General features: G+C 73.8%; 21 protein-coding genes. 14 read left to right on the top strand and 7 right to left on the bottom strand.

All coding sequences use genetic code 11. The features are described from left to right. The first annotated feature begins 175 nt into the window (after nucleotides 1-175). The 7 genes from pstC to EDF34_RS17305 all read left to right on the top strand — a co-directional run bounded on the left by pstC (nucleotide 176) and on the right by EDF34_RS17305 (nucleotide 10,678). Entirely contained in the window at nucleotides 176-1,201 is a 1,026-nt protein-coding gene (pstC, locus tag EDF34_RS17335) for a phosphate ABC transporter permease subunit PstC (RefSeq protein WP_123372762.1), read from the top strand. Beyond that, nucleotides 1,201-2,415, top strand: a complete 1,215-nt coding sequence (gene pstA, locus EDF34_RS17330; protein ID WP_123372761.1) for a phosphate ABC transporter permease PstA — start codon at nucleotides 1,201-1,203, stop codon at nucleotides 2,413-2,415. Before pstC ends, pstA begins: the two co-directional genes overlap by 1 nt. Next, nucleotides 2,412-4,127, top strand: a complete 1,716-nt coding sequence (locus EDF34_RS17325) for a phosphate ABC transporter substrate-binding protein PstS (RefSeq protein ID WP_123372760.1) — start codon at nucleotides 2,412-2,414, stop codon at nucleotides 4,125-4,127. Before pstA ends, EDF34_RS17325 begins: the two co-directional genes overlap by 4 nt. Next, nucleotides 4,124-6,679, top strand: a complete 2,556-nt coding sequence (locus tag EDF34_RS17595) for a hypothetical protein (RefSeq protein WP_158615121.1) — start codon at nucleotides 4,124-4,126, stop codon at nucleotides 6,677-6,679. Before EDF34_RS17325 ends, EDF34_RS17595 begins: the two co-directional genes overlap by 4 nt. Nucleotides 6,680-6,817: 138 nt before the next feature. Beyond that, nucleotides 6,818-8,848, top strand: coding sequence for an Ig-like domain repeat protein (locus EDF34_RS17315; protein WP_148076681.1), 2,031 nt, complete (start codon nucleotides 6,818-6,820; stop codon nucleotides 8,846-8,848). 5 nt (nucleotides 8,849-8,853) lie between these two features. After that, nucleotides 8,854-9,750, top strand: a complete 897-nt coding sequence (locus EDF34_RS17310; RefSeq protein WP_199737963.1) for a sortase — start codon at nucleotides 8,854-8,856, stop codon at nucleotides 9,748-9,750. Between the two features lie 163 nt (nucleotides 9,751-9,913). After that, nucleotides 9,914-10,678, top strand: coding sequence for a phosphate ABC transporter ATP-binding protein (locus EDF34_RS17305; protein ID WP_199737967.1), 765 nt, complete (start codon nucleotides 9,914-9,916; stop codon nucleotides 10,676-10,678). On the opposite strand, the gene EDF34_RS17300 is transcribed toward EDF34_RS17305, so the two are convergent. Then, on the bottom strand, nucleotides 10,628-11,515 hold the full coding sequence (locus EDF34_RS17300; RefSeq protein ID WP_123372757.1) for an EamA family transporter: 888 nt from the start codon (nucleotides 11,513-11,515) through the stop codon (nucleotides 10,628-10,630). The genes EDF34_RS17305 and EDF34_RS17300 overlap by 51 nt on opposite strands. 39 nt (nucleotides 11,516-11,554) lie before the next feature. Between EDF34_RS17300 and EDF34_RS17295 the strand changes: the two genes are divergently transcribed. After that, a complete protein-coding gene (locus tag EDF34_RS17295; RefSeq protein ID WP_123372756.1) occupies nucleotides 11,555-12,088 on the top strand; it encodes a MarR family winged helix-turn-helix transcriptional regulator in 534 nt (177 codons plus the stop codon). Here EDF34_RS17295 and EDF34_RS17290 read toward each other — a convergent pair. Continuing rightward, on the bottom strand, nucleotides 12,045-13,742 hold the full coding sequence (locus tag EDF34_RS17290; RefSeq protein WP_123372755.1) for a bifunctional 3'-5' exonuclease/DNA polymerase: 1,698 nt from the start codon (nucleotides 13,740-13,742) through the stop codon (nucleotides 12,045-12,047). The genes EDF34_RS17295 and EDF34_RS17290 overlap by 44 nt on opposite strands. A 276-nt stretch (nucleotides 13,743-14,018) precedes the next feature. Between EDF34_RS17290 and EDF34_RS17285 the strand changes: the two genes are divergently transcribed. Further along, the gene (locus tag EDF34_RS17285; RefSeq protein ID WP_123372754.1) at nucleotides 14,019-14,597 is read left to right on the top strand and encodes a DUF998 domain-containing protein; all 579 of its coding nucleotides are present in this window, start codon (nucleotides 14,019-14,021) and stop codon (nucleotides 14,595-14,597) included. Nucleotides 14,598-14,621: 24 nt separating this feature from the next. Here the strand turns inward: EDF34_RS17285 and EDF34_RS17280 are convergent, their stop codons facing one another. From EDF34_RS17280 to EDF34_RS17260, 5 genes are read right to left on the bottom strand one after another with little or no spacing between them, the layout of a single operon-like run. Then, nucleotides 14,622-15,119: a hypothetical protein gene (locus EDF34_RS17280; RefSeq protein WP_123372753.1), complete on the bottom strand. Its 498-nt coding sequence runs from the start codon at nucleotides 15,117-15,119 to the stop codon at nucleotides 14,622-14,624. Then, nucleotides 15,116-16,255 carry a beta-ketoacyl synthase N-terminal-like domain-containing protein gene (locus EDF34_RS17590; protein WP_158615120.1) on the bottom strand — a complete coding sequence of 380 codons (1,140 nt, stop codon included), beginning with the start codon at nucleotides 16,253-16,255 and terminating at the stop codon, nucleotides 15,116-15,118. The genes EDF34_RS17280 and EDF34_RS17590 overlap by 4 nt, the downstream gene beginning before the upstream one ends. Next, nucleotides 16,252-16,506 carry an acyl carrier protein gene (locus tag EDF34_RS17270; protein WP_123372752.1) on the bottom strand — a complete coding sequence of 85 codons (255 nt, stop codon included), beginning with the start codon at nucleotides 16,504-16,506 and terminating at the stop codon, nucleotides 16,252-16,254. The genes EDF34_RS17590 and EDF34_RS17270 overlap by 4 nt, the downstream gene beginning before the upstream one ends. Next, the gene (locus EDF34_RS17265; protein WP_123372751.1) at nucleotides 16,506-17,360 is read right to left on the bottom strand and encodes a C25 family cysteine peptidase; all 855 of its coding nucleotides are present in this window, start codon (nucleotides 17,358-17,360) and stop codon (nucleotides 16,506-16,508) included. The genes EDF34_RS17270 and EDF34_RS17265 overlap by 1 nt, the downstream gene beginning before the upstream one ends. After that, a complete protein-coding gene (locus EDF34_RS17260) occupies nucleotides 17,357-20,242 on the bottom strand; it encodes a hypothetical protein (protein ID WP_123372750.1) in 2,886 nt (961 codons plus the stop codon). The genes EDF34_RS17265 and EDF34_RS17260 overlap by 4 nt, the downstream gene beginning before the upstream one ends. A 295-nt stretch (nucleotides 20,243-20,537) precedes the next feature. On the opposite strand from EDF34_RS17260, the gene EDF34_RS17255 reads away from it, so the two are divergent. From EDF34_RS17255 to EDF34_RS17235, 5 genes are all read left to right on the top strand, one after another. Then, complete coding sequence (locus EDF34_RS17255; RefSeq protein ID WP_158615119.1) at nucleotides 20,538-20,939, top strand: peptidase inhibitor family I36 protein; 402 nt, start codon at nucleotides 20,538-20,540, stop codon at nucleotides 20,937-20,939. A 25-nt stretch (nucleotides 20,940-20,964) separates the two neighbouring features. Then, nucleotides 20,965-21,498, top strand: coding sequence for an RNA polymerase sigma factor (locus tag EDF34_RS17250; RefSeq protein ID WP_123372748.1), 534 nt, complete (start codon nucleotides 20,965-20,967; stop codon nucleotides 21,496-21,498). Next, the gene (locus EDF34_RS17245; protein ID WP_123372747.1) at nucleotides 21,495-22,553 is read left to right on the top strand and encodes a hypothetical protein; all 1,059 of its coding nucleotides are present in this window, start codon (nucleotides 21,495-21,497) and stop codon (nucleotides 22,551-22,553) included. Before EDF34_RS17250 ends, EDF34_RS17245 begins: the two co-directional genes overlap by 4 nt. Nucleotides 22,554-22,631: 78 nt before the next feature. Next, on the top strand, nucleotides 22,632-23,957 hold the full coding sequence (locus EDF34_RS17240) for a nitrate/nitrite transporter (RefSeq protein WP_123372746.1): 1,326 nt from the start codon (nucleotides 22,632-22,634) through the stop codon (nucleotides 23,955-23,957). Nucleotides 23,958-24,003: 46 nt separating this feature from the next. Then, nucleotides 24,004-24,564 carry a type 1 glutamine amidotransferase domain-containing protein gene (locus EDF34_RS17235; protein WP_123372745.1) on the top strand — a complete coding sequence of 187 codons (561 nt, stop codon included), beginning with the start codon at nucleotides 24,004-24,006 and terminating at the stop codon, nucleotides 24,562-24,564. Nucleotides 24,565-24,575: the final 11 nt, after the last annotated feature.

Here is a 24,575-nt window from a genome sequence, read left to right as displayed (position 1 = left end):
ACTCGTCCGATCGGGGCCACGGCTTCATCCAGCCGCCGGTTGCGCGACACCCACGCGATGCCTGGACGTCGGCCGCGCGCGGGACGGTCTCCCCGGCCGCACGGAGCGGCCACGACGCGAGCCTGCTCGCGGTGCCGCCGTGACGCAGCACGAACCACCACCCCGGACGGAGACCATGAGCGCGACGATCGAGGCGCCGCGCACGGTGCCGCCGGCCGCCCACCACGACGCGGACGTCCCGCGCCGGCTGGGCACCCGGCGCTCGACGAGCGACCGGGCGTTCCGCGCGGTACTGCTCTGCAGCGGCGTGGCGGTGCTGGCGATCATGGGCTTCGTCGGCGTGTTCCTGCTGCTGCGCGCCTGGGACGCCCTGAGCCAGGCGGGCTGGGGCTTCCTGACCACCCAGGCGTGGGAGCCCGACTCGGGCAACTTCGGCATCGCGGCCATCCTCGTGGGCACGATCCTCATCGCGACGGTCGCGGTCGTCGTGGCCGTCCCGCTCGCGCTCGGCGTCGCGCTCTACATCAGCGAGTACGCGCCGACGAGGATCAAGCAGAGCCTGGTCAGCATCGTCGACCTCATGGCCGCCATCCCGTCGGTCGTCTTCGGCCTCTGGGGCTTCTTCTTCCTGCAGGGCCGGATCACGGACCTGGCCCGCTGGCTGTCGACGACGTTCGGCTGGTTCCCGCCGTTCCAGGTGCCCGGCTCGGACCCGAGCGACCCGCTCGCCACCGCGACGGTCTACACGTCCTCGACGTTCATCGCCGGCCTGGTCGTCGCGATGATGATCGCCCCCGTCGTGGCCTCGATCATGCGCGAGGTGTTCACCCAGGCGCCGGTCGGCGAGCGCGAGGGTGCCCTCGCGCTCGGCTCGACCCGCTGGGGCATGATCCGCCGCGTGGTCCTGCCCTACGGCAAGGGCGGCATCATCGGCGGCACGATGCTCGGCCTGGGCCGTGCGCTCGGCGAGACCATCGCCGTCTACATGATCATCTCGCCCGTGTTCGCCATCCAGTGGCACGTGCTGGCGAACGGCGGCAGCTCGGTCTCCTCGCTCATCGCGCTGCGGTACGGAGAGTCGACGCCGTTCGGCATGTCCGCCCTGATGGCCGCGGGCCTCGCGCTGTTCCTCATGACGCTCGTCATCAACTTCGCCGCGTCGTCCGTCGTGGCCCGGTCCCGGTCGGGGGCGAGCAGCTGATGACGACGCTCGCCCCGACGCGGACCGAGGTCCGGCGCCAGCTCACCGGGATCCGGGTCTCCGACCTGCTCAACCTGTGCGGCGCAGGAGCGGCCGCCGTCGCGCTCACGGCCCTGCTGAGCAGCCAGCTCGCCCCGATCACGAGCCCGCTCGGCTTCGTCGCCGTGGCGGCCGGGCTCTTCCTGGCGCTCTACGCGCTGCTGGTCTCGCTCACCGAGCGGGGCGTCGCGGTGCGGGACCGTGTCGTGACCGTCGTCGTCCACGGCCTGGCCTTCACGCTCCTGGCCGTGCTCGTGTTCATCGTCGTGTTCACGTTCGCGCGCGGCGCGAGCGCGCTGCCGCACCTGAACTTCTTCACCGACGACATGGCCAAGGCCGGCCCCCTCGACCCGCTCGACATGGGCGGCATCGCGCACGCGATCGTCGGCACGCTCATCCAGATCAGCATCGCGCTGGCCATCACGATCCCGCTCGGCCTGCTCACCGCGGTGTTCCTGAGCGAGATGCCCGGTCGCTTCGCGCGCCTGGTCCGCACCGTCGTCGAGGCGATGACCGCGCTGCCGTCCATCGTCGCGGGCCTGTTCGTCTACGCCACGCTGATCCTGGCGCTCGGCATCCCCAAGTCCGGGCTCGCCGCCGCCACGGCGATCAGCATCATGATGCTGCCGATCATGGTCCGGTCCTCCGACGTGGTCCTGCGGCTCGTGCCCGGGACGCTCAAGGAGGCGTCGTACGCGCTGGGGGCCGGCCAGTTCCGCACCGTCTGGCAGGTGGTCCTGCCGACGACGAGGTCCGGGCTGACCACGGCCGTCATCCTGGCCACCGCAAGAGGCATCGGCGAGACCTCACCCGTCCTGCTGACCTCCGGGTTCACCGCCGCGATGAACACCAACCCGACCGAGGGTCCGATGGTCAGCCTGCCGCTCGCGATCTTCCAGTTCGTGAAGTCGCCGGAGCCGACGATGGTCGCGCGCGGGTTCGGCACCGCGGCGGTGCTGATGCTCCTGGTGCTCACCCTGTTCGTCGTCGCCCGAGTCGTCGGCGGCAGCAACCCGCTGAAGAAGGACGCGCGCCGCCGCGCCCGGGAGCAGCAGCGGCGCACGCGCGCCCAGCAGCGCAGCGCCCGCGACCAGCAGCGCGGCGAGCGGCCCGGCCCCCGCACCACGAAGCGCACGTCCCGCCCCCCACGCACCACTCCCCAGGAGCAGTCATGAGACGCGCCCTCGCCCCCCTGATCGCGGCGGCCCTGCTGCCGACCGTGGGCGCCGCACCGGCCGCGGCCGACTCGTTCGTCCCCGTCAACGGCGCGGGCTCCTCGTGGAGCTCGAACGCGGTGGACCAGTGGCGACGCAACGTCGAGCAGTACGGCATGCGGATCAACTACGCGAGCACCGGCTCCTCCGACGGCCGCAACCAGTTCAAGGCCGGCACCGTCGACTTCGCGATCACCGAGATCCCCTACGGCCTCAAGGACGGCGGCGTCGTCGACACCGCCCCGAGCCGTGGGTTCGTCTACATGCCGATCGTCGCGGGCGGCACGGCGTTCATGTACAACCTGTCGGTCGGCGGCAAGCAGGTCACCAACCTGCGGCTCTCGGGCGAGGTCGTGACCGGCATCTTCACCGGCACGATCACCAGCTGGGACGACCCGGCGATCGCGAAGGACAACCCGGGGCTCGCGCTGCCGAAGCGCAAGATCGTGCCGGTCGTCCGCTCCGACGGCTCGGGCTCGACCGCGCAGTTCTCCACCTGGATGGCGGCCCGGCACCAGAAGCAGTGGGACGCGTACTGCGCGGCGGCCGGCCGCTCGACCCCGTGCGGCGTCACGAGCTCCTACCCGACCATCCCCGGCAAGGGCTTCGTCGCCCAGCCGAACTCGCAGGGGGTCGCGGGCTACGTCGCCCAGCGCGGCAACGTCGGCACCATCACCTACGTCGAGTACTCCTACGCGCTCAAGACCGGATACCCGGTGGCCAAGGTGCTCAACGAGGCCGGCTACTACGTCGAGCCGACCGCCTCGAACGTCGCGGTCGGCCTGCTGGGCGCGAAGATCAACACCGACGAGGGCTCCCCGAAGTACCTGACGCAGGACCTGTCCGGCGTCTACACCAACGGCGACAAGCGGACCTACCCCCTCTCGTCGTACAGCTACATCGTCGTGCCGACGAGCACGCAGAACGGGTTCACGGCGGCCAAGGGCCACACCCTCGGCGCGTTCGCGAGCTACTTCCTGTGCGAGGGCCAGCAGCAGGCCGAGGTGCTCGGCTACTCCCCGCTGCCGGTCAACCTGGTCCAGGCGGGCCTCGACCAGGTGGGCAAGATCCCCGGGTCCGACGACGCCAACGTGGACATCAAGAAGTGCAACAACCCGACGTTCTCGGCCGACGGCAGCAACACGCTCGCCAAGAACGCGCCGCAGCCCTCGGAGTGCGACAAGCAGGGCAACGACCAGTGCGACAGGCCCACCGGCGGCGCTGCGCCCGCGCCCGGCAAGGGCGGGACGTCGGACGGCGGCGGGACGAAGGGCACGACCGGCACGACGAAGGGCGGCGGCGGGACGAAGGGCACCGGGGGCGGCGGCACCACGGGCACGGGCGACGACCCCGGCACGACGACCGGCGGTGGGACCGACGGCACGGCGACGGGCACGGACGGGACGGTCGGCGGCGGCACGGGGACGGGCACCGGGACGGGCGTGGCGGTCGCCGGCCCGAGCACCGGCGGCGGCCCGGTGGTCTGCTCCGACGACACCGGCCAGTGCACCAACGTGGTCTCGATGCCGATCGAGACCGAGGCGCGCTCGTCGGGCAGCATCAGCCCGCTCGCGGTCGCCGCCGCGTGCCTCCTGCTCGTCGCGCTCGTCGTGATCCCGCCGCTGGTCTCCCGCGGCGCCTCCGCACGCACGGCTCGCAAGGCACGCCGGTGAACGGGGGCCGCCTGCGCCGCGCGGGTGCCTGGCTGACCGTCGTCGGAGTCACGGCGACGACCCTCGGGTCCGCTCTCCTGCTCGCCACCGGCAGCGCTGCGGCGGAGAGCGCGGACGACCCCGTCGTCGACGCCGTCGAGGGGGGCTCGCAGGTGGTCCAGGCCTGGTCGGACCCGTCGCTCGTCGGCGAGCGCGACCGGACGGACCCGGACTACGCGACGTTCGCCAAGCTCGAGGTCACCGTCAGCCAGACCCGGAACCTGTCGCACCAGGGCGTGACGGTCGACTGGAAGGGCGCGCGGCCCACGTCGACCGGCCGGTTCGCCACGGACTACCTGCAGGTCATGCAGTGCTGGGGCGACGAGGCGGACGGCCCCGAGCCCCAGCAGTGCCAGTGGGGCGCGCCCAACCCGAGCCTCAGCACGCTGCTCGGCGACCGCACCGGCCTGCGCTCGCTCAAGCGGGGCGAGGACCCGTTGCAGGCGTACGACGCGGCCCACCTGGTGCCGCCGCCGATCACGAACCCGAACCTCAAGGCCTACACCGTGCCGTTCACGCCGGTGACGGGCGGGTCCGTCACCGACGTCGCCGACTACTTCTCCTCGACGTCGAGCAACGAGATCACTGCGGCACGCACGGGCGGCGACGGCACGGGCACGGCCAACATGGAGATCCAGACCTCCCTCGAGGCCCCGCACCTCGGCTGTGGCGAGACGCTGCGGAGCGGGTCGCCGCGCGCGTGCTGGCTCGTCGTCGTGCCGCGCGGCGAGACCGACGCGGACGGGAGCTTCGCGGAGGACGCGTCGACCGGCAGCATCTCCGGCTCGCCCCTGTCGGCGACGGCGTGGTCGCACCGGATGGTGTTCCCGCTGCAGTTCGCCCCGATCGGGTCGTCGTGCGCGCTGGGCAACGCCGAGCAGCGGCTGGTCGGCGACGAGCTCTTCTCCGACGCGATGACGTCGTGGCAGTCGGCGCTGTGCGGCACGGGCACCACCTACGGCTACTCGCAGGTCGGCGACGGCGAGGCCCGCGCGCAGCTGCTCAGCTCGGTCACGGGCGCGTCCGGGCTCGCGGTGGTCAACCGTCCGCTGGCTCCCGAGAAGGAGCGGCCGATCGTCTACGCGCCCGTGAGCCAGACCTCGCTGGTCGTCGCGTACACGATCGACCGGCAGTACGCGCTGGGCAGCAGCCTCGCGGCCCGCGACGGCACGGCGGTCGAGGACCTCGTGCTCAACGCGCGCCTGGTGGCCAAGCTGCTCACGCAGTCCTACCGCGCGGACGTGCCGGGCGGCGGCTCGAAGAAGCCGCTCACCGACAATCCCCGCAGCATCGTGAACGACCCGGAATTCGTCGCCCTCAATCCCGAGATGGCGCAATTCGTGCACACCGCAGCACCGGACGGGTTGATGGTCGGTCTCGGCACGTCCGACGCTAATGCCGAGGTGTGGCGCTGGATCATTGCCGACCCTTTTGCGCGGTCATTTCTCGAGGGCGAGCCGGACGAGTACGGAATGCGCGTGAATCCCGTCTACTCCGAGCTCGACCTCACCCACGACGACACGCTCGACAGCTTCCCCAAGGCCGACCTGAGCACCTACCAGCAGGACGAGACCGTCCCGGCGCCCGGCTACGGGACGCTGGACCTGCGCCCGTACACCAACGACATGGCGGACGCCGCGGGCCGCACGCAGAAGGCCAACTCGGGCGCGAAGATCGTCTGGGACCTCAACAAGGTGCCGCCCGTGTTCAACACCTCGGGCGCGCAGCTCCCGGGCCAGCGGTTCTCGCTCGCCCTCACCGACCTCGTCTCCGCGCAGCGGTTCGGCCTGCGTACCGCGCGGCTCGTCAACGCCGCGGGCCAGTCGCTCGCCGCGACCGACGAGACGATGCAGAAGGCGGTCGACGCGATGGTCGACACCTCCGTTCCCGGCGTGGTCGCCACCGACCCGAGCGCGCGGGTGCGCGGTGCCTACCCGCTGACGCTGGTCAACTACGCCGGCATCACGGTCTGCTCCACCACGCCTGACCAGCGCGAGGACTACGCGGCGTTCCTCGGCTACGCCGCGACGACCGGCCAGCGGCTCGGCGAGACCAAGGGGCTGCTCCCCCGCGGGTACCTGCCGCTGGACGACGCGCAGGTCACCGCGACGACCGACGTCGCCGCGGGCCTGACCGACGAGGGCGCGATCGCGAGGACCTGCGGCACGGACACCCCGAAGCCGTCTGCCACGCCCACCGCGACCCCCACCCCGACGGCCACCGCCACGACGCCGCCGCCGACGAGCCCGACGAGCGAACCCGCCCCGGTGGTCCCCCCGGCGACCGGCCCGACCGACCCGTCGCCGTCGGCCACCGCGACGGCTCCCCCGGCCGACCCCGACACGGGCGAGGCGACCCCGGGCGAGGCTCGCCTGACCGGCGGTGGCCCGCTCGGCGCGGCCCGGCTCGGCATCGCGGGCTCGGTCGGCCTCGGCGCGGCGTGCGCCGTCACCGGCCCCCTGCTCATGCGCCGCGGGCGCACGCTGGCAACCCTCGAGGAAATGGGCGAATGAATGGGCGACTTCGCGTGAGGAACGACCACCGTTCTCCTGCGGGTCGCCCAGCGTTCTCACCACGTCCCTAGCATTCGGCCAGGCGCGGAATCGCGCCGTTCTCACGCCCATCCGCATTGCTCGGAGAGGAACAGTCAGATGAAGGTCTCTGCCTTCGGAAAGTTCGGCCTGTGCGCCGGAATGGCAGCACTCGCCCTCGGCACCGTCGTCGCGCCGGCCCAGGCGGACCCCGCCACCGGCACGTTCGGGACGCTCGTCGGCCTCGGTTCGGACACCACGCAGGCCGTCGTCGGCGGCCTCGCCACGGCGATCGGCGGCGGCGTCCTGGCCTCGTACGACGCGACCGGCAGCGGCACGGTCGTCACCCGCTCGGGTGGCGTCGCGATCCCCCGCGCCAACAACTCGGGCGGCGGGCGCGACCTGCTCCGCGTGGCCATCGGCCAGACCGAGACGGCCAACATCCCCGTCTTCAACTCCCCGACCGTCCCCGTGACGACCGCGGGTGTCGCCGGCCAGGTCCAGTTCGCGCGCAGCTCCAGCCCCGCGGGCAGCGCCGACCAGGATCCCGAGGGCGTCCTGACCTACATCCCCTTCGCGGTGGACGCGGTCTCCTACGCCACGGCCCCCAACAGCGTCATCCCGACCGACCTGACCAAGGCCCAGATCGTCTCGATCTTCAAGGGCGAGCTCACGCAGGTCATCGTCAACGGCGCGAGCACGCACCTCGAGGGCGCCTCCTACACGCTGGTGCCCGGCGACGCCGCCACCGCGATCACCACGTTCCTCCCCGCCGCAGGCTCGGGCACCCGCTCCTACTGGCTCGGCCAGGTGGGCATCACGGAGGCGAACATCTCCGCGGGCACCTACCCGAACCTCAAGGACAAGGACTTCGCGGGCGCCGCGGTGCAGGAGCACCAGGGCGGCTCGCTCGTCTCGGGCACCGACACCCAGGACGCCGGTGCCATCGCGCCGTTCTCGATCGCGCAGTGGGTCGCGCAGGGCAACGCCAAGACCGCCGACCTGCGCGCCGGCGTCCGCATCAACGCGGTGAACGGCCAGCTCGCCACCACGGGTGCCGCGGGTTCCTACGCGCTCAACCCCAGCTACAACGCGTTCACGCGGCCGGTCTACAACATCGTCCCGTCGATCCTCGCCGACGACCCGACGTCGGAGATCGCCAAGACCTTCGTCGGCTCGACCTCGCGCGTGTGCACGGAGACCGGCACGATCACGGCCTTCGGCTTCGGCCTGCTCACGGGCGGCACGCAGTGCGGTGACACCACGACGCGCGCCTACAAGGCGTCGACGAGCGAGACCACGCTCGCGCTCTCGTCGGCCACGGTCGTCTCCGGCCAGAAGGTCACCGCGAACGTCACGGTGAGCTCGGTCGGCAACGGCGGCGGCACGGTCCGCCTGTACAACGGCGCCACGCTGCTCGGCTCGGTCCCCGTCGCGGCGGGCGCCACGTCCGGCACGGCGCAGATCACGACCTCGTCGACCGGCTCGCTGAACGTCACCGGCACGTTCGTCCCGACCCTGCTCGGCGTCGCACCCTCGGTGTCGACGGCACAGCCGCTGACCGTCACGCCCGTCCCGGTGGTCCCGGCGGTCGCCTCGTCGACCAAGGTCACCGCGAGCGCCAAGCCGGTCGTCGGCAAGTCGTTCACCGTCGCCGCGGCGGTCACCGCCTCGAAGACCCCGGCCGGCTCGGTCGCGTTCTACGACGGCACCAAGAAGCTCGCCACGGTCAAGGTGACCTCGGCCAAGGCCTCGCTGAGCATCAAGGCCGCCAAGACGTCCTACGCGATCAAGGCCGTCTACACGTCCTCGTCCGCCGCGGTCGTCAAGAGCAGCACCAGCGCCGTCCTGAAGGTCAAGGTCGCCAAGGCCACGCCGAAGGTCACCTTCACGGCTCCGGCGAAGGTCGCCAAGGGCAAGTACGCCACGCTCAAGGTGACCATCGCCGCAACGGGCGTCACGCCCACCGGCAAGGTCACGATCAAGGACGGCAAGAAGGTCATCAAGACCGTCTCGATCAAGAGCGGCAAGGCGACCGTCAAGCTGCCCAAGCTCAAGGCCGGCAAGCACAAGCTCGTCGTGACCTACACGGGCTCCTCCACGGTCAGCGCCAAGGCGTCGGCCGCGAAGACGGTCACGCAGGCGAAGTGACCCCCATGACCACGATGCCCCAGTCGCTCGACGCGGCGATCCGGCCGGTGGCCCCCAGCGAGCGCGCTCGCCTGGTCGGCACCACGCTCGCCATCGTCGCCGCGCTCGCGCTGGGCATCGTGGTCAACGCCCTGGTCGTCTCGCCGCTGCGGTACGAGCGCGACCAGGACGTGGCCGGCTGGGCGTTCCGCGCCCAGCTGGCCAACGGAACCGCGCCGGTCGGCCAGGTCACGACAGCAGACCGTCTGCTCACCCCAGGCACGCCCGTGGCGATCGTCACGATCCCGCGGCTGGGTGTGGACGACGTGGTCCTCGAGGGCACGTCCTCGAAGGTCCTGCTGTCGGGGCCCGGCCACCGGCGCGACACCGTCCTGCCCGGTCAGGCCGGCCCCGTCGTCGTGATGGGCCGGCACGGCGCGTACGGCGGCGTGTTCGCCGGGCTCGGCACCCTGCGCACGGGCGACGTCATCACGACCACCACCGGCCAGGGCACCGCGACCTACGCCGTCACGGGCCTGCGCCGCACGGGCGACCCGCTGCCCGACACGCTCGCCCCCGGCGCCGGGCGCCTCACCCTGGTGAGCGCCGACGGACCGCGGTGGGCGCCCGACGACGTGCTGCGGGTCGACGCGGCCCTCGTCGGCGAGGCCTTCGAGACCCCCAACGCCGTGCTGTCGAGCACGCTGCTCGCCGACGACGAGGCCGCCTTCGCGGGCGACCCCGACGCGTGGCCCCTGCTCCTGCTCGCCCTCGCGGCCCTCGCCGGCTGCGCGGTCCTCGTCGCGGTGCTGCGGCGCTGGTGGGGGCGGTGGCAGGCCTGGATCGTCGGCGTGCCCCTCATCCTGCTGTGCGGCGCGCTCGTCGCCGAGCAGACCTTCGTCCTGCTCCCGAACCTCGTCTGACGGCCGGCCGATGCCTGCCGTTCACGATCCCGCCACCTTGGTCCGCCAGGGTTCGCACGTGAGCGTGGACTCCTTCGTCGCCCTGGCCCCCGAGGCACCGGCGCTGCCCGACGACCCGACCCAGATCCTGGCGCCCGTCCCCACCGAGGTGACGCTGCCGGCCATGGAGGCCCGCGCGGTCTCGGCGTGGTTCGGCACCCACAAGGTGCTCGAGCGCGTGTCGCTGTCCATGCCGGCCGGGCGCGTGACCGCGCTGATCGGCCCGTCGGGCTGCGGCAAGTCGACGTTCCTGCGCATCCTCAACCGGATGCACGAGCTGATCCCGTCGGCCGCGCTGGCCGGCGAGGTGCTGCTCGACGGGCAGGACATCTACGACCCCGTGCGCCGCGTGACCGACGCGCGCCGCAGCATCGGGATGGTCTTCCAGAAGCCGAACCCGTTCCCCGCCATGTCCATCCAGGACAACGTCACCGCGGGCCTCTCGCTCACGGGCGTGCGGATCGGCTCGTCCGAGCGCGCCGACCTGGTCGAGGAGTGCCTGATGCGCGCCGGGTTGTGGAACGAGGTCAAGGACCGCCTCCGGGCGCCGGGCGGCGGCCTGTCCGGCGGCCAGCAGCAGCGCCTGTGCATCGCGCGCTCCCTGGCCGTGCGCCCGAAGGTGCTGCTCATGGACGAGCCCTGCTCGGCCCTGGACCCCACGTCCACGCGCCGCGTCGAGGAGACGATCCAGGCGCTGGCGGGCGAGGTGACGATCGTCATCGTCACGCACAACATGCAGCAGGCCGCGCGCGTCTCGGACCAGTGCGCGTTCTTCCTCGCGGAGCAGGGCGTGCCCGGCGGGATCGTCGAGCACGGCGCGACGGCCCGGATGTTCAGCTCACCGCGCGACCCGCGCACCGAGGACTACGTCAACGGGCGCTTCGGCTGACCGTCGCTGTCCCACGACGAGCCCGGCGAGGACGACGACGAGACCGAGCACCTGCCACGCCGTCAGCGACTCCCCTCCCAGTGCGGTGCCGAGCACGACGCCGGTGACCGGGTTGAGCAGGCCGACGAGCCCGACGGCGCCGGCCGGCAGGTGGGCCAGGCCGGTGAACCAGGCGACGTAGGCGACGGCCGTCGCGACGACGGCCACGTAGGCGAACCCGAGCACCGCCGCGCCGTCGACCGGCGGCGGACCACCCTCGACGAGCAGCGCGAAGGGCAGCACGCACAGCCCACCCGCGACGAGCTGCCAGGCGGTCCCGGCGACGACGTCCCCGGGCCTGCCCCAGCGCTTGGTCAGCGCGAAGCCCGCCGCGGACATGACCATCGCGGCGACGCTGGCCGCGATCCCGCGCCAGTCCGCGCCCGTGCCGCCGGCCCCCACCATGAGCGCGACGCCGACGATCCCGACGAGGGCGCCCGCCACCCGGTGCACGCCCGGCCGCTCCGCGAGCAGCGCCCACGCGAACAGCATCATGGCGATGGGCGACAGGCTCATCAGCGTTGCCGCCATGCTCGTCGGCAGCAGCTGTCCCACCGCGTAGACCAGCACGAAGAACGCGCCCATGTTCAACGAGCCGAGCACGAGCGACCGCCACCACCACTCGCCGCGCGGCAGGCGCCGGACGACGAGCAGGAGCAGCAGCCCGGCGGGCAGCGCGCGCAGCACCGCCCCCCACAGCGGGGCGTCCGGCGGGAGTGCGTGCCGCGTGACGTAGTAGGTCGAGCCCCAGGCGACCGGCGCGATCGCGGTGATCGCCAGCCACTTTTTATCTTCCACGTCAACTATCTTATCTTCCGCAGAAGGTAATCTCCAGGCATGACCGATCGCGTGGCCCAGATCCAGGCCGAGTGGCGCCGCGAGCGCCCCGACCTCGACACCTCGCCGCAGGGGCTCGTCGGGCGCCTGCACCGGCTGGCCAGCCACCTGACCGAGGAGATCGTCGCCGTCTACGCCCGGCACGGGCTGAGCGAGGGAGAGTTCGACGTGCTGGCCGCGCTGCGCCGGGCGGGAGCGCCCTACGAGCGGGCCGCGGGCGACCTCGCGTCGCACACGATGGTCACGACCGGGGCGATCACCAAGCGCGTGGACCGGCTGGTGGCCGCGGGGCTCGTCGAGCGGAGGCGGGCCGACGACGACGGCCGCGGGCGGCGCATCGCGCTGACCCCGGCGGGGCTCGCACTGATCGACGAGGCCTTCGCCGAGCACATGGCGAACGAGCAGCGGCTCGTGACGGTCCTCTCCCCGGCGGACCGTGAGCTGCTCGAGCCGCTGCTGACCCGGTGGCTGGCGGCGTTCGAGGCCCCGGTCAGTCCTTCGCGTCCGCGTACGAGCGCGCCGACGCCAGGCTGACCGGGAAGTCGATCGGGAACTCCCCGAACAGCAGCCTCCCCGCCGCGGTCGCCGCGTCGCGGACCTGCGTGGCCACGACCTCGGCCAGCTCCTGCGGGGCGTGGACGACGAGCTCGTCGTGCAGGAAGTAGACGAGGTGGGGTCGTCGGGCGAAGGGCTCGGGGGCTCGGCCCGCAACGGTCGACTCGCCCAGCGCCCACAGCCGGCGGCGCACCTCGGCGATCCAGCACAGCGCCCACTCGGCGGCCGTGCCCTGCACGACGAAGTTCCGCGTGAACCGCCCCCACGCCCGGGTCTGGGCTCGGGCCCGCGACTGCGCGCTCGCGCCGGCCTCGTCGTCGAGCGCGTCCGCCTGGACCTGGTTCCACTGCGCTCCCGGCAGCGGCGAGCTGCGGCCCAGCAGGGTGCTGACGACCTCGCCGCGCTCGCCGGCTCGCGCGGCGGCCTCGACGTGGGCCATCGCCAGCGGGAACGCGCGGTTGATCCGCGGCAGGACGGCGGCGCTCTGGCCGGTCGTCCCGCCGTAGAGGGCGCCGAGCATGCCGACCTTCGCGTGGTCGCGGGAGTCGACGACGCCCGCGTCGACCATCCCCTGGTACAGGTCGCGGCCGCGGCCGGCCTCCGCCATGCGCTCGTCGTGCGACAGCCCCGCGAGCACGCGCGGCTCGAGCTGCGCGGCGTCGGCGACGACCAGGCACCAGCCCTCGTCGGCCCGGACCGCCCGACGGATCTGCTTGGGCAGCTGCAGCGCGCCGCCGCCACTCGACCCCCACCGGCCCGTGACGACGCCACCCACCACGTACTCGGGCCGGAACCTGTCCTCGGGCACCCACCGGTCGAGCCAGGCCCAGCCGTTGGCGCTGTGCAGGCGGGACAGCTTCTTGTAGGCGAGCAGCGGCGCGACCGCCGGGTGGTCGAGGCCGGTGAGCTCCCACTTGCTGGTCGACGTGACGGGCAGGCCGTTCCGGCGCAGCTCGCGCAGCACGTCGGGCAGCGAGTCGGGGTTCAGGCGCGGGGCACCGAGCTCGGCGCGGATCTGCGCGGCGAGCTCGGCCATCCGCGGGGGCCGCGCGTCGCCGCTCGGGCGTGGGCCGAGCTGCTCGGCGAGGACCTCGTCGTGCACCCGGCGGTCCCACGGCAGGCCGGTGTGCCGCATCTCGGCGGCCGCGAGCGCGCCCGCGGACTCGGCGACGAGCAGCAGCCGGAGCCTCGGGTGGTCCGCCACGGCCTCGTCCTGGGCGCCGATCTCGGCGAGCAGCGCGTCCTCGTCGGGCCGGGACTGCGGGGCCGCGACGTCGAACAGCGACTCGACCCGATCCGGCTCGGGCTCGGCGACGCCGGCGACGTCGAACGGGCCGCTCGGCGCGGTCGCCAACCGCGAGCCCGCCGTCGCCGCCGCACCGCGGAGCACCCGGTGCGCGAGCCGCAGGTCGAGGCACCGCTCGACCCGCACGCCGTCCGCCAGCAGCCGCGGGTACCACCGGCCCGTGTCGTCCCACACCCACCGTGCGGCCTTCTCGTTCCCGACCACCCCGCGCGGCGCCACCCCGGACGGCACCTCCCCGACGAGCGCCTGCGCGCCGGCTCGGCTCGTCGACCGGTCGGGCCCGCCCCGATCCGCCGACTCACCAGCGCGCGCGGGAGCGACGACCATCAACACCCCCACACCCTCCCCCACCCCACCCACATCGGCCGCCACACCTCGCCGCTCCGCCCCGGTAGTCGATCCCACCCGATCCCGCACCAGGTAGTCGATTCCGCGACGGGTAGTCGGTTGCAACCGACTACCCGTCGCGCAACCGACTACCCGTCGCCCAACCGACGACCGCTGAGAGGCGTGCCGCCGGCGGCGGACCGGGCGGCCGCGGAGGGGGTGAATGCGGCGGCGGGGCGGGCGGAGGCGGGGGCGGGCGGTTAGCGTCGGGCGGACATGGACACCACGCGCGCAGTGCCCCGGTGGGCGATCGCCTCGGCGGTCGCCGCGCCCGTCGCGATGATCGGCGGCTGGACCCTCGCCGCCGCCCGGCAGACCGGTTTCGACTCGGTCACGGACACGATCAGCGACCTCGCGGCGACCACCGCGACCGACCCGTGGATCATGACGACAGGCCTGGCGGTGACGGGCATCGCCCACATCGTGACCGCGGCCGGGCTGCGCGAGCTCCCGACGAGGGCCCGCGTCCTGCACGCCCTCGGCGGCGCGGCCACGCTGGCCGTCGCTGCGCTCCCGGTCGACGCCCAGCCGCACGCGCACGGGATCGCCGCGGCGGTCGGCTTCGGCGCGCTCGCGCTGTGGCCGGCGCTGGCGTGGCGGCGGGGCGCGCACGGCGTGCTCAGCCCCGCGGTCGGCATCGGCGCGTCCGCGGTCCTCGTCGTGCTGCTCGGCGGCTTCGTCGTCGAGCTCCAGCGCGACGGCGACGCGATCGGCCTCACGGAACGCGTCGTCGCCGGCGCCCAGGCCCTCTGGCCCCTGGCCGTCGCCACCACCCTCGCCCGCCGCCGCTCCTGACGCAGACTCCCGCGAGTGCGCCCCTCACCTCTCGAGTGCGCCCGCAACGACGGTCGCACTCGGTGCGGAGGGGTAGCACTCGAGGGAGGTGGGGGTGAGGACGGTGTGGGTCAGGCGCCAGGGGGTGGGGGCCGGGGTGACTGTCAGCGCCGGGGTGACCGGGTCCAGGTGGACGACGAGAGGGCGCGTGCACAGGCCGTCGGCGAGGTCGTCGGTCGCCGCGGCGAGGGCGTCGCCGAACGTGCCCAGCAGGGTCACCGACGGGCCACGGATGCCCAGCGCCGTCCCGATCCGCCCCGCCGGCGCGTTGGCCAGCGTGTACGGGAACGCGCCGGGAGCTGCGAGCGCGAAGCCGGTGGCCCGGGCGGCGGCCCAGAAGGCGAGGGCCTCGCGCGCGCCGGCCTCGGACGTCGCCAGGTAGAGCGCGTCCGCACCAGGCCCCCAGGCGGCGAGCACCGACGACGCCCACGAGCTCACCGCGTCCCCGGCGGCGACGAGGGGTGACGACACGTCGGTCCTCATGCCGCACGTCCCAGGACGAGGGCCGAGTCGAGGCCGCCGAAGGCGTACGCGCAGTTGAGCACCCAGCGCACGTCGGCGGCGCGGGGAGTGACGACGACGTCGAGGCCGAGCTCGGGGTCGGGCGTCGAGCCGTTGACGTTCGGCGGCGCGAGGCCCTCCTCGAGCGCGCGGACGGCCACGACCGTCTCGACAGCCGACGCCGCGCCCATCGTGTGCCCGATCGCGCCCTTGATGCTCGAGACGGGCACGCCCGCCGGGAACACCGAGCGGAGCGCGACGGCCTCGGCCGCGTCGGACTGCGGTGTCCCGGTGCCGTGCGCGCTGACCCAGTCCACGTCCGTGGGCGACAGCCCGCTGCGCGACAGGGCGGCGAGCATCGCCGCCGCCATGCCGGAGCCGTCGGGCCGGGGAGAGGTCGGGTGGTGCGCGTCGGACGCCAGGCCCAGCGCGCCGACGACCGCCCTGGCGCGAGCGGCACGGGCGGCGACCCGGGCGGCGGACTCGATGACGACGAACGCCGCACCCTCCCCCAGCTGCATGCCGCGGCGGCCCGCGACGAACGGCCGGCACAGGTCCGGCGTCATGGCCCGCATGCGCGCGAAGCCGACCATCGCGATGCGCGAGAACGGCTCGACGCCGCCGGCGATCGCGACGTCCACCCGCCCGGCGCGCACGGCGGCGGCCGCAGCACCGATGGCGTAGTTGCCGGCCGCGCAGGCCGTCCCGTAGGCGCGCACGGGCCCGGTCGCCCCGACCAGCGACGCCACGTGAGCCGCGAGCGCGCCGCCGTGGTGCGCCGAGGCGGAGAACGACGAGGTCGCCTGCTCGTACCCCGCCGACTCCCCCATCGTCGTGCCGAGGTAGACCCCGATGCGGTCGGGAGCCACCCCGTGCAGCGCGCCGTCGGCCAGGACGAGCGCGTCGGCGACCGCCGCGTCGGCGAGCGCCCGGCCGCGGCGCACCGGGTCCCCCGGGGGCAGGCGCGTGACCCGGCAGGCGGTCGTCACCCCGAAGCCCTCGTCGGCCAGGTCCTCCCACGGCCGGGCGGCCGACCGCCCGGCGAGGATCCCCGCCCACGTGTCGGCGGCGGCGCCCAGCCCGGTCACCGCCCCGTAGCCCGCGACGACCGCGGTCACGGCGCGGTCCGGTGCGCCGCCACGTACGCGGCGAGCGAGTCGAGCGTCGCGACGGCCTGCCAGTCCTCGTCGGGCACGACGAGCCCGAACGCGGCCTCGACGCGCGCGACGTACTCGAGGACGTCGAGCGAGTCGATCTCCAGGTCGTGCTTGAGGGTCGCGTCCGCGGGCGCGGTCGCGGCGATGTCCGGGCGGACGGAGGCCAGCTCCGTGCGCAGGCGGGACAGGACGTCGGTGTCGGTCGTGGTCATCACGCCACCTCCAGGGTGTCGAAGGACGGGTCGTCGAGCAGCGGTGCCGTGGGGTCGCCGACGATCCGGTAGCGGTCGGCGTGCGGGTCCGCGGCGGCGGCTGCCGCGACGAGCTCGCCGACGGTGGCGGCGCGGGAGGCGCCGTCGGCCACGCGCAGCGCCCAGCGGGCATTGGCGGTGTGCAGCGTGGGGCCCGTGGCCCCGACCGCCGAGGCGGCGACGCCGCGCACGACGAGGGCCTCGGTGAACGAGAGCCCGGTGCGCTGCCTGCTCGCGGTGCGGCAGGCGAGCGAGACGACGGCCCCGACGGGAGCCCCCGGCGAGGACGGGAAGTGGTGCGCGCGCAGGCCGGCGTAGCCGACCCAGCCGATCGAGCGGCCGTGGCCCACGTAGACCGCGAGCGCGGGTCCGCGCCGCAGTCCCGCGACGAGGTCGGCGGCCCCGATGTCGTACGACGTCCACCGGCGGACCGGTCCGTGCGCGGACGCGACGCGGGCGATCCGCCCCGCCAGGTCCTCGTACCGCGAGAGCCGCTGGCCGAGCACGGCCATCGTCTGCCGACGGGTGGCGCGTGCGTGCACCGAGGCCGCCGCCTCGGCGAACCGCACCGTGGACCGGTCGTCGACCAGCGGCAGCCACGCCACGGGGACGGGCCGCCCGTCGTCGAGCACGACCGGCCCGGGCAGGACCGTGCGCGGGGCCCTGTTGCGTGGACCGGCCACCAGCACCGCGTCGGCCCCCCGCACCACCTCGGTCAGGGACGCACCGGGCGACGCGAAGGAGACCGACCAGCACGCCGTCAGCGGCGCGAGCAGGGCCCGCGCCGCCGACGGTGCGACCAGGACGACGTTCACGACGCCCGGACCGCCTGCACGTAGGGCTCCCACGCCGCGACGTCGGCCGGGGGCCGGGCCTGCAGCACCGCACGCACGAACCAGTGCATGAGGATCTGGCCCTGCTGCTCGCGGTTGAAGTGGTCGAAGTTGCCGCCCGCCGCGACCAGGTCGTCCTGGCCGCCCTCGCCGGTGGCCTCGCCACGGTCCTCGGTCTTCGTGGTGCCGGCGTAGTCGGTGACGATCGAGACGCTGGCGACTCCCTCGTCGTACCCGTAGTTGTAGCCGTCGCCGGCGATCTGGGCGTGGATGGCCTCGACCAGGTAGAACGGGCCCGTCGTCTTGAACTGCCAGACGTGGGTCAGCTCGTGGATCATCTTGCGACGCTCGAGGGGGCCGTCGTCGACGTCGAAGTTGATCAGCGTGTCCGTGACGAACGCCCGGGAGTCCGGGTTGCCGGTGAAGAAGTCCTGGATGCCGAAGATGACGTCGTTGGTGATGGACTCCGTGGCGACGTACACGTCGGACAGGTCCAGCGCCGGGCCGAAGACGAGGGCCGCGTCGGCCTTCTCCTGCGCGGACATCTCGCGGTACGACGCGAGGGTGCGCAGCAGGATCGCGACGGCCGAGGCGACGGCGCCGCCGACGATCTCCAGCGCGGCCTCGAGGATCTCGACGACCCCGCGGCCCACCTCCTTGGCGGCGAGCACGAACCGCTCCCACGCCTCGCCCCCGATGCTCCACACGTCGTTCGCGATGGTCGAGAACGCCTGCCCGAGCGCGTCGAGCGCCGCGAGCAGGTTGCCCAGCGCGTCGCCCGGGTGCAGCAGGGTCGCGACGACGAGCTGGCCGATCGTGGCCCCCGCCGCCAGCAGCGCCCCGACGGCGGTCCGCAGGGTCGCTGCGGCCCGCTCGACGGCCCAGGCGATGATGCCCGCGATCGCGGCACCCGCCCGGAGGGCGCCCTTGATGACCGACGCGATCGCCGGCAGCACGTCGTCCTCGATGTAGGACAGGACGTAGGACAGCGAGTTGCCGATCTTCACGGTGACCTCGCCGAGCCACTCGAGCGCCGCGGCCCCGACCGCCAGTGCCCAGTCGACGACCTCGGCGATGGCGGCGCCGACCGCCTCGATGGCCTTGACGATCGTCTCGAAGACCGCCTTCGTCTGCGTGAGCGCCCAGGACAGGATCTCGCCGACGGCGTTCTTGACGAACCGCACGGCGAGCACCGCCTGCCGCCACAGCTCGGAGGCCAGGTCGGCGCCGCGGGCCAGCAGCCACTGGAACACGGAGGCGACCGAGCCCAGCGCCTGCAGGATGCCGTTGACCATCCGCCGGAAGACGAAGTAGCCCGCCTCGATCACGGACTCGAGCAGGTCGGCCACCGCCGCGCCGGCCGCGATGGCCGCCTCGACGAACCGCGCGGCCGCGCGGTAGGTGTACCGGACCATCTCCGCGGCGAACTCGGCGATCGTCTTGCCGAGCTCGAACGCCGCCTTGAGGACGTCGCGCAGGGTGCTGACGACGGCCTTGGCCAGCTCCTTGAGCAGGTTGCCGAGCGTGCGGCCGAGCTCGAAGACGGCCGCGACGACCTTCTTGAGCACCGCGAAGCCGATCTTGGCGATCTCGATGACGAGGCTGATCAGCGAGCTCGTCGCCGCGAGGATGCCCGCGACGACGGCCTTGACCGCGGCCGCTGCGGCGGTGGCGATGAAGGCCGCGAGGTCCGCGAGCGCGGCGCCGATCGCCGCGGCGGCCTGGGCCATCTTGCGCAGGAAGTCGAGCCCGAGGGCGAGCGCGTCCTGGAGCAGCTGGCCGATCGCCCGTCCGATCGAGATGAGCGTCGTGACGACCTGCTTGAGCAGCTCGAGCGACTTGGCGACGATCGTCGCGAGGATCTCGCCGACCGCCTTGCCCAGCTCGACGAGCGCGCGGACCACCGAGCCGACGAGCGAGAGGGCCGCGGCCGCCGCCTGCTCGATGAGGTTGCCGATCGTCTTGCCGATCGCGAGCAGGGCGTCGATGCCCTTGCGGACCAGGTCGGCGGCCTTGTTGACCAGGTAGGAGAGCAGCTGTCCCAGCGTGCGGCCCAGGCTGTCCATGGCGCGCAGGATGCTGATCAGCGAGTCGCGGACCAGGGTGAACGCGGCGTCGAGCATCTGGAACATCGACTTCCCGATGTCCTCGAGGCCCTTGATGATCTTGCGCAGCACGTCGTAGCCGGCCTCGACCACCTTGACGAACAGCGCGCCCAGCGTCGCGAAGGCTGCGACGAGCGAGCGCGCCAGGGCCGCGACCTCGGTGGCCAACCAGTTGACGACGTCCTCGATCGCGGCGACGAAGTCCTCGATCGCGTCGCCGATGGCGTCGATGACCGAGCTCACCGCGTCGGAGATCGCGTCACCCACGTCCTCGATGAAGTCGACGATCGCGTCGTCGTGGTCCTCCGGTGCGACGGGCACCTGCGCGGCGAGGAGCTGGTGTCCCGCGTCGCGCAACCAGAGGCCGACCGACGTGGCCCCCGCCTTGTCGATCGAGCCGTCGGGCTTGTGGATGAGGTCGGCCATGATCGTGCGGCCCTCGGCGCGCGGCAGCAGGCCGACCGCGTGCACGACGGCCTGCGCCTGCCCGGCCTTGCGGTAGCCCTCGACGAGCGTGCGGTGCTCGTCGGGCTCGAGCTTGGCCGCCGCCTGGAACAGCTGGCGGTGGTCGTCGATGGTCGGCAACGTCCTGGCGTACGCGCTGGCCAGGCTGACGGCGCGGTTGCGGCTCTTGCCGAACGCCTCGCTCAGCGCCGGCGCGAGCTCGACGGCCTTGAAGCCCGAACCCGCGATGCTCGTCGCCATGGCGTCGACGTCCTTGAGCGGGATCCCGCCCGTCGCCTCCGTGATGCGGTTCATGCTGCCCTCCCCGTTGTGGGCCGTCCGGTCGGCGACCGGAGGCGTACGGCGAAGGAGCGCGGCCGGGGCCGCCGTGATACCACCCCGGCCGCTGCCCGTGTGACGGGGATCACATCGGGTGCGTGTCACGCGGGACCCCCGAGCGGGCACATACGGGGTGGGGGACGGAATCGGTGATCGTGGATGGGGCCGCGTAGGGGGAGGCCCCACCCACGGTCCCGATCCGCCGGCACAGGCAGCCGACGCGTCCGCCCGGGGGGACTCCCCGCCGGAACCGACCAGGACGGGGATCACGGTGCGCGGACGACCCCGGACCCTCGTCGCGGCCCTGGCCGCGCCCGCGGTGCTCGCGTCCCTCGTCGTCGCGGGGGCACTCGCCCCTCCCGCGGCGGCCGAGGACGACGGGGGCGAGGTCGTGCGGTCCGCCGAGGCGGTCTCGGACTGCGACTCCGGCAGCTTCTGCGTCTGGACCGGCGTCAGCTACACCGGCCTGCTGATCGACACGACGTCGACGGCGCTCAGCGGCACCGGCATCGCGGTCGCGTCGTCGGTGCGCAACCGGACGGCCCGAGCGGCGCGCGTCTACGCGAATGCCGACGGCAGCGGCGCGTCACGGTGCTACACCGCCGGGACCACTGTCGGCCTGACCGCGGTGACCGCACGCTCGTTCCGTATCCTCGGGGGGACCGGGTGCTAGCCACCGCGGAACGTCGGGGGAGGTCGTGCTGCTGGAGGCGGTCCCACCGAGCCCCGCTGCGGAGTTCGAGGCCCTGTTCCGCGCCGTCGCACCCGGTGTGCGGCGCTTCGTCGCGCGCACCGTCGGGCCGGACGCGGCCGACGACGTCGTCAACGAGACGTTCGCGACCGCCTGGCGCCGCTGGGCGGACCTGCCGTGCGACGAGGGCATGCGGCGAGCCTGGATCTACCGGACCGCCCACCACGAGATCGGCCACGCCCTGCGCTCGCGCGGGCGCCGGCAGCGGACCGCCGAGCGCGCCGCCTCGCACCGCGACCAGCAGCCCGACGAGACGGAGCGCGTGCTCGGCGACGACCGCGTGACCCGCCTGCTGGCCGGGCTGCCCGACACCGACCGCGACGCGCTCGAGCTCGTCGTGTGGGGCGGGCTGACACCGAGCGAGGCGGCGTTCGCGCTCGGCTGCTCGGCGACCGCGATGCGCGCGAGGCTCATGCGTGCGCGCCGCCGCGTGGAGAAGGCGCTCGGCGACGAGCAGGTCTCGCAGGGGGTTCGCCCGTGACCGACCCCCGGATCCAGGGCGCCGACGCCGAGGCGCGGCGACTGCGCGAGCTGCTGGGAGCACCCGGTGCGGCGTCCGGTCCCGCGCCCGAGCCGCTGTCGTCCGCCGACGAGGCGATCCTCGCGCGCATCCTCGCGGACCCGCCCGCAGCGGCCCCCGCGCGCCGTGGCGGGGCACCCTGGGCGCGGATCGCGGCCGTCGCGGCCGTCGTCGCCGCGCTCGTCGTCGTCGGCGTGTCCTGGCAGTCGCGCTCGACGCCCGCCGAGGCCGGTCCGCCGCCGTCGCTGGTCTACTCCGGCGGCACCGCCGCCGAGGCCATGGCGGGGACGCTCCCGTCGGCGCACGACACCCTGACCGCCGTCGCCGCGTCCGCGGGGACCCAGCCCGTCGTGACGGGGTCGGGCATCCAGCGGATCCGCTCGTACGCGTGGTTCCTCACCTCGAGCGGCGGCGCGGACACGGTCCTGTTCCCCACGTTCGGCACGCTCGAGGTCTCGCCGGACGGCTCGTCCGTGAACCGCGAGGTCCGCGCGCCCGCCCTCGGGCTCGACGGTCACGTCACCGACACGACCACCTACCCGCACGGCGGTGCGGTGGCGACGACCCGCGCGCCGGCGGGCACGCTCGACGCGAACCGGGCGGCCGAGCTGCCGCGCGACCCCGCCGCGCTGCGGGCCGCGCTCATCACGGCCGGCGGCGACACGTGCACGGGCGCGGAGCCGCAGTGCCTGGTCCACCAGGTCGTCCAGCTGTACGTGACCGCCGTCGTGCCCAGCGACCTGTCGGAGGCGATCTGGTCGATGCTGGCCGACGAGAGCGCGGTGCAGGACCTCGGCACGACGCGGGACCGGGTGGGGCGGACGGGTGACGCCGTCGCGGTGCGGGGTTCCCAGGCCGGTGACGACACGGTGATCCTGGTGATCGACCCGACGACCGGGCAGCTGCTGAGCTGGGAGGACGTCAACACCGCGGTCCTCGGGCAGACGTTCGACGAGCCCGTCGTGACCAGCTTCCAGGCGATCACGTCCGCCGAGTGGGTGCCCGAGACGCCCTGACCCGGGCGCGGCATAGTCTGGAGGCCTTCGCGGCCGGGCCCCTCGGGTCGGCCGCGCCGTGCTGCGAGAGGTCGGTCGATGTCGGGCGCGTCGGTGCCGGTGACCGGCAGCCGCGCACCCTCCACCGGGCGGACCGCGATGGCGGTGTGGACCTGCGCGGTCGTCGCCTACTTCGTCGGGGTCACCCATCGCACGGCGCTCGGGGTCGCGGGCGTCGAGGCGATCGACCGGTTCGGCCTGTCCGCCACGGGGCTCGCGGCGCTGTCGGTCACGCAGCTCGCCGTGTACGCCGGGATGCAGATCCCGGCGGGCCGGCTGCTCGACAGGTTCGGGCCGCGCGCGGTGATCACGACGGGCTCGCTCGTCATGGCGGCCGGCCAGCTGGTGCTGTCCCTCGCGGACTCCGTGCCGTGGGCGCTCGCCGCGCGCGTGCTCATCGGCGCCGGCGACGCGGGGCTGTTCATCAGCGCGATCCGGCTCGTCTCCGAGTGGTTCCCTGCCCGCCGGGTGCCGGTGATGGTGCAGATCACGGGCCTGATCGGGCAGTCGGGGCAGCTCGCGTCCGCGATCCCGGTGGCGTGGCTGCTGCACGCCCGGGGCTGGGGCGCGACGTTCGGGTCGCTCGCCGTGGCGGGAGTGGTCGCGTCGGTCGTCGCGTTCGTCGGCATCCGCTCGTCCGGTCGCGTGGCCCCGGCCGCACCGACGCGGTTCGTGCCGGCCGTGCGGCTCGCCGTGCGGCCGGCCGGGACGCGGCTCGGGTTCTGGAGCCACTTCGTCACGCCGTTCAGCGCCAACGTCGTCTCGCTGCTGTGGGGCGTGCCGTTCTTCGTGACCGCGCAGGGCCGCAGCCGCGCCGAGGCCTCGGTCCTGCTCACGGTGCTCACGCTCACGGCGATGGGGGCCGGGCCCGTCGTCGGGCGCTTCACCGCGCGCCACCCGCTGCGCCGCAGCTGGGCCGTGCTGACCAGCTGCGTCGTCACGCTCGCCGCGTGGGTGCTGCTGCTCGTGCCCTCGACGCCGCAGCCGATGTGGGTGCTCGTCGTGTTCGTGATCGCTGTGGGTGCGGGCGGCCCGGTTTCGCTCGTCGGGATGGACTTCGCACGCACGTCGACCCCCGCGGCCTCGCTGGGCACGGCGACCGGGTTCGTCAACACGGGCGGCTTCATCTCGACCATCGGGGCGGTGCTGGCCGTCGGGGTCGTGCTGCAGCTCGCGTCGCCGCCCGGCGCGACGACGTACTCCCTGGACGCCTACCGGCTCGCCTTCAGCGCGCTGCTCGTGCCGTGGGTGATCGGCGTCGTCGGGGTGCTGCACAACCGCCGCCTCACCCGCGCGCACCTGCTCGCCGAGGGCACCGTCGTCCCGCCCGTGCGCGACGTGCTCGGGCGCCGCCGGAATCGCTGACGCGCCCGCACAGCGCGCGCACCGCTCCACCCCCTACGGTGGCCTCATGTCCAGTTCCTCCCTCAAGGGTCGCCGCATCCTCGCCATCGTCACCAACTACGGCGTCGAGCACGACGAGCTGGTCGTGCCGGTCGCGCACCTGCGCTCGTCGGGCGCGAAGGTGACGATCGCCGCGCTCAAGGGCAAGAAGAAGATCCAGACGCTCACCGGCAACAAGGAGCCGGGCGACGCCGTCAAGCCCGACATCAAGCTCGCCGACGTCGACGCCAAGGGCTACGACCTGCTGCTCATCCCCGGCGGCACGATCAACGCCGACACGCTGCGGCTGTCGGAGGAGGCGCTCGCCCTGGTCCGCACGTTCGCCGCGTCGGGCAAGCCGATCGCCGCGATCTGCCACGCGCCGTGGGCGCTGGTCTCGGCCGACGTGGTGCGCGGCAAGACGCTGACGTCCTACGCCTCGCTCGAGACGGACATCCGCAACGCCGGCGCCGAGTGGAAGGACGAGCCCGTCGTCGTCGACCACGAGGGCGGCTACGCCCTGGTCACCTCGCGCGACCCGGAGGACCTCGACGACTTCCTCGGGGCGATCGACGTCCTGCTCGCCTGACCCGCTTACTC

The organism is Cellulomonas sp. PhB150 (assembly GCF_003755175.1).
Taxonomy (GTDB): Bacteria; Actinomycetota; Actinomycetes; order Actinomycetales; family Cellulomonadaceae; genus Cellulomonas.
Note: the sequence above shows the minus strand (reverse complement) of the source record. Positions and strands in the feature narration are given on the sequence as shown.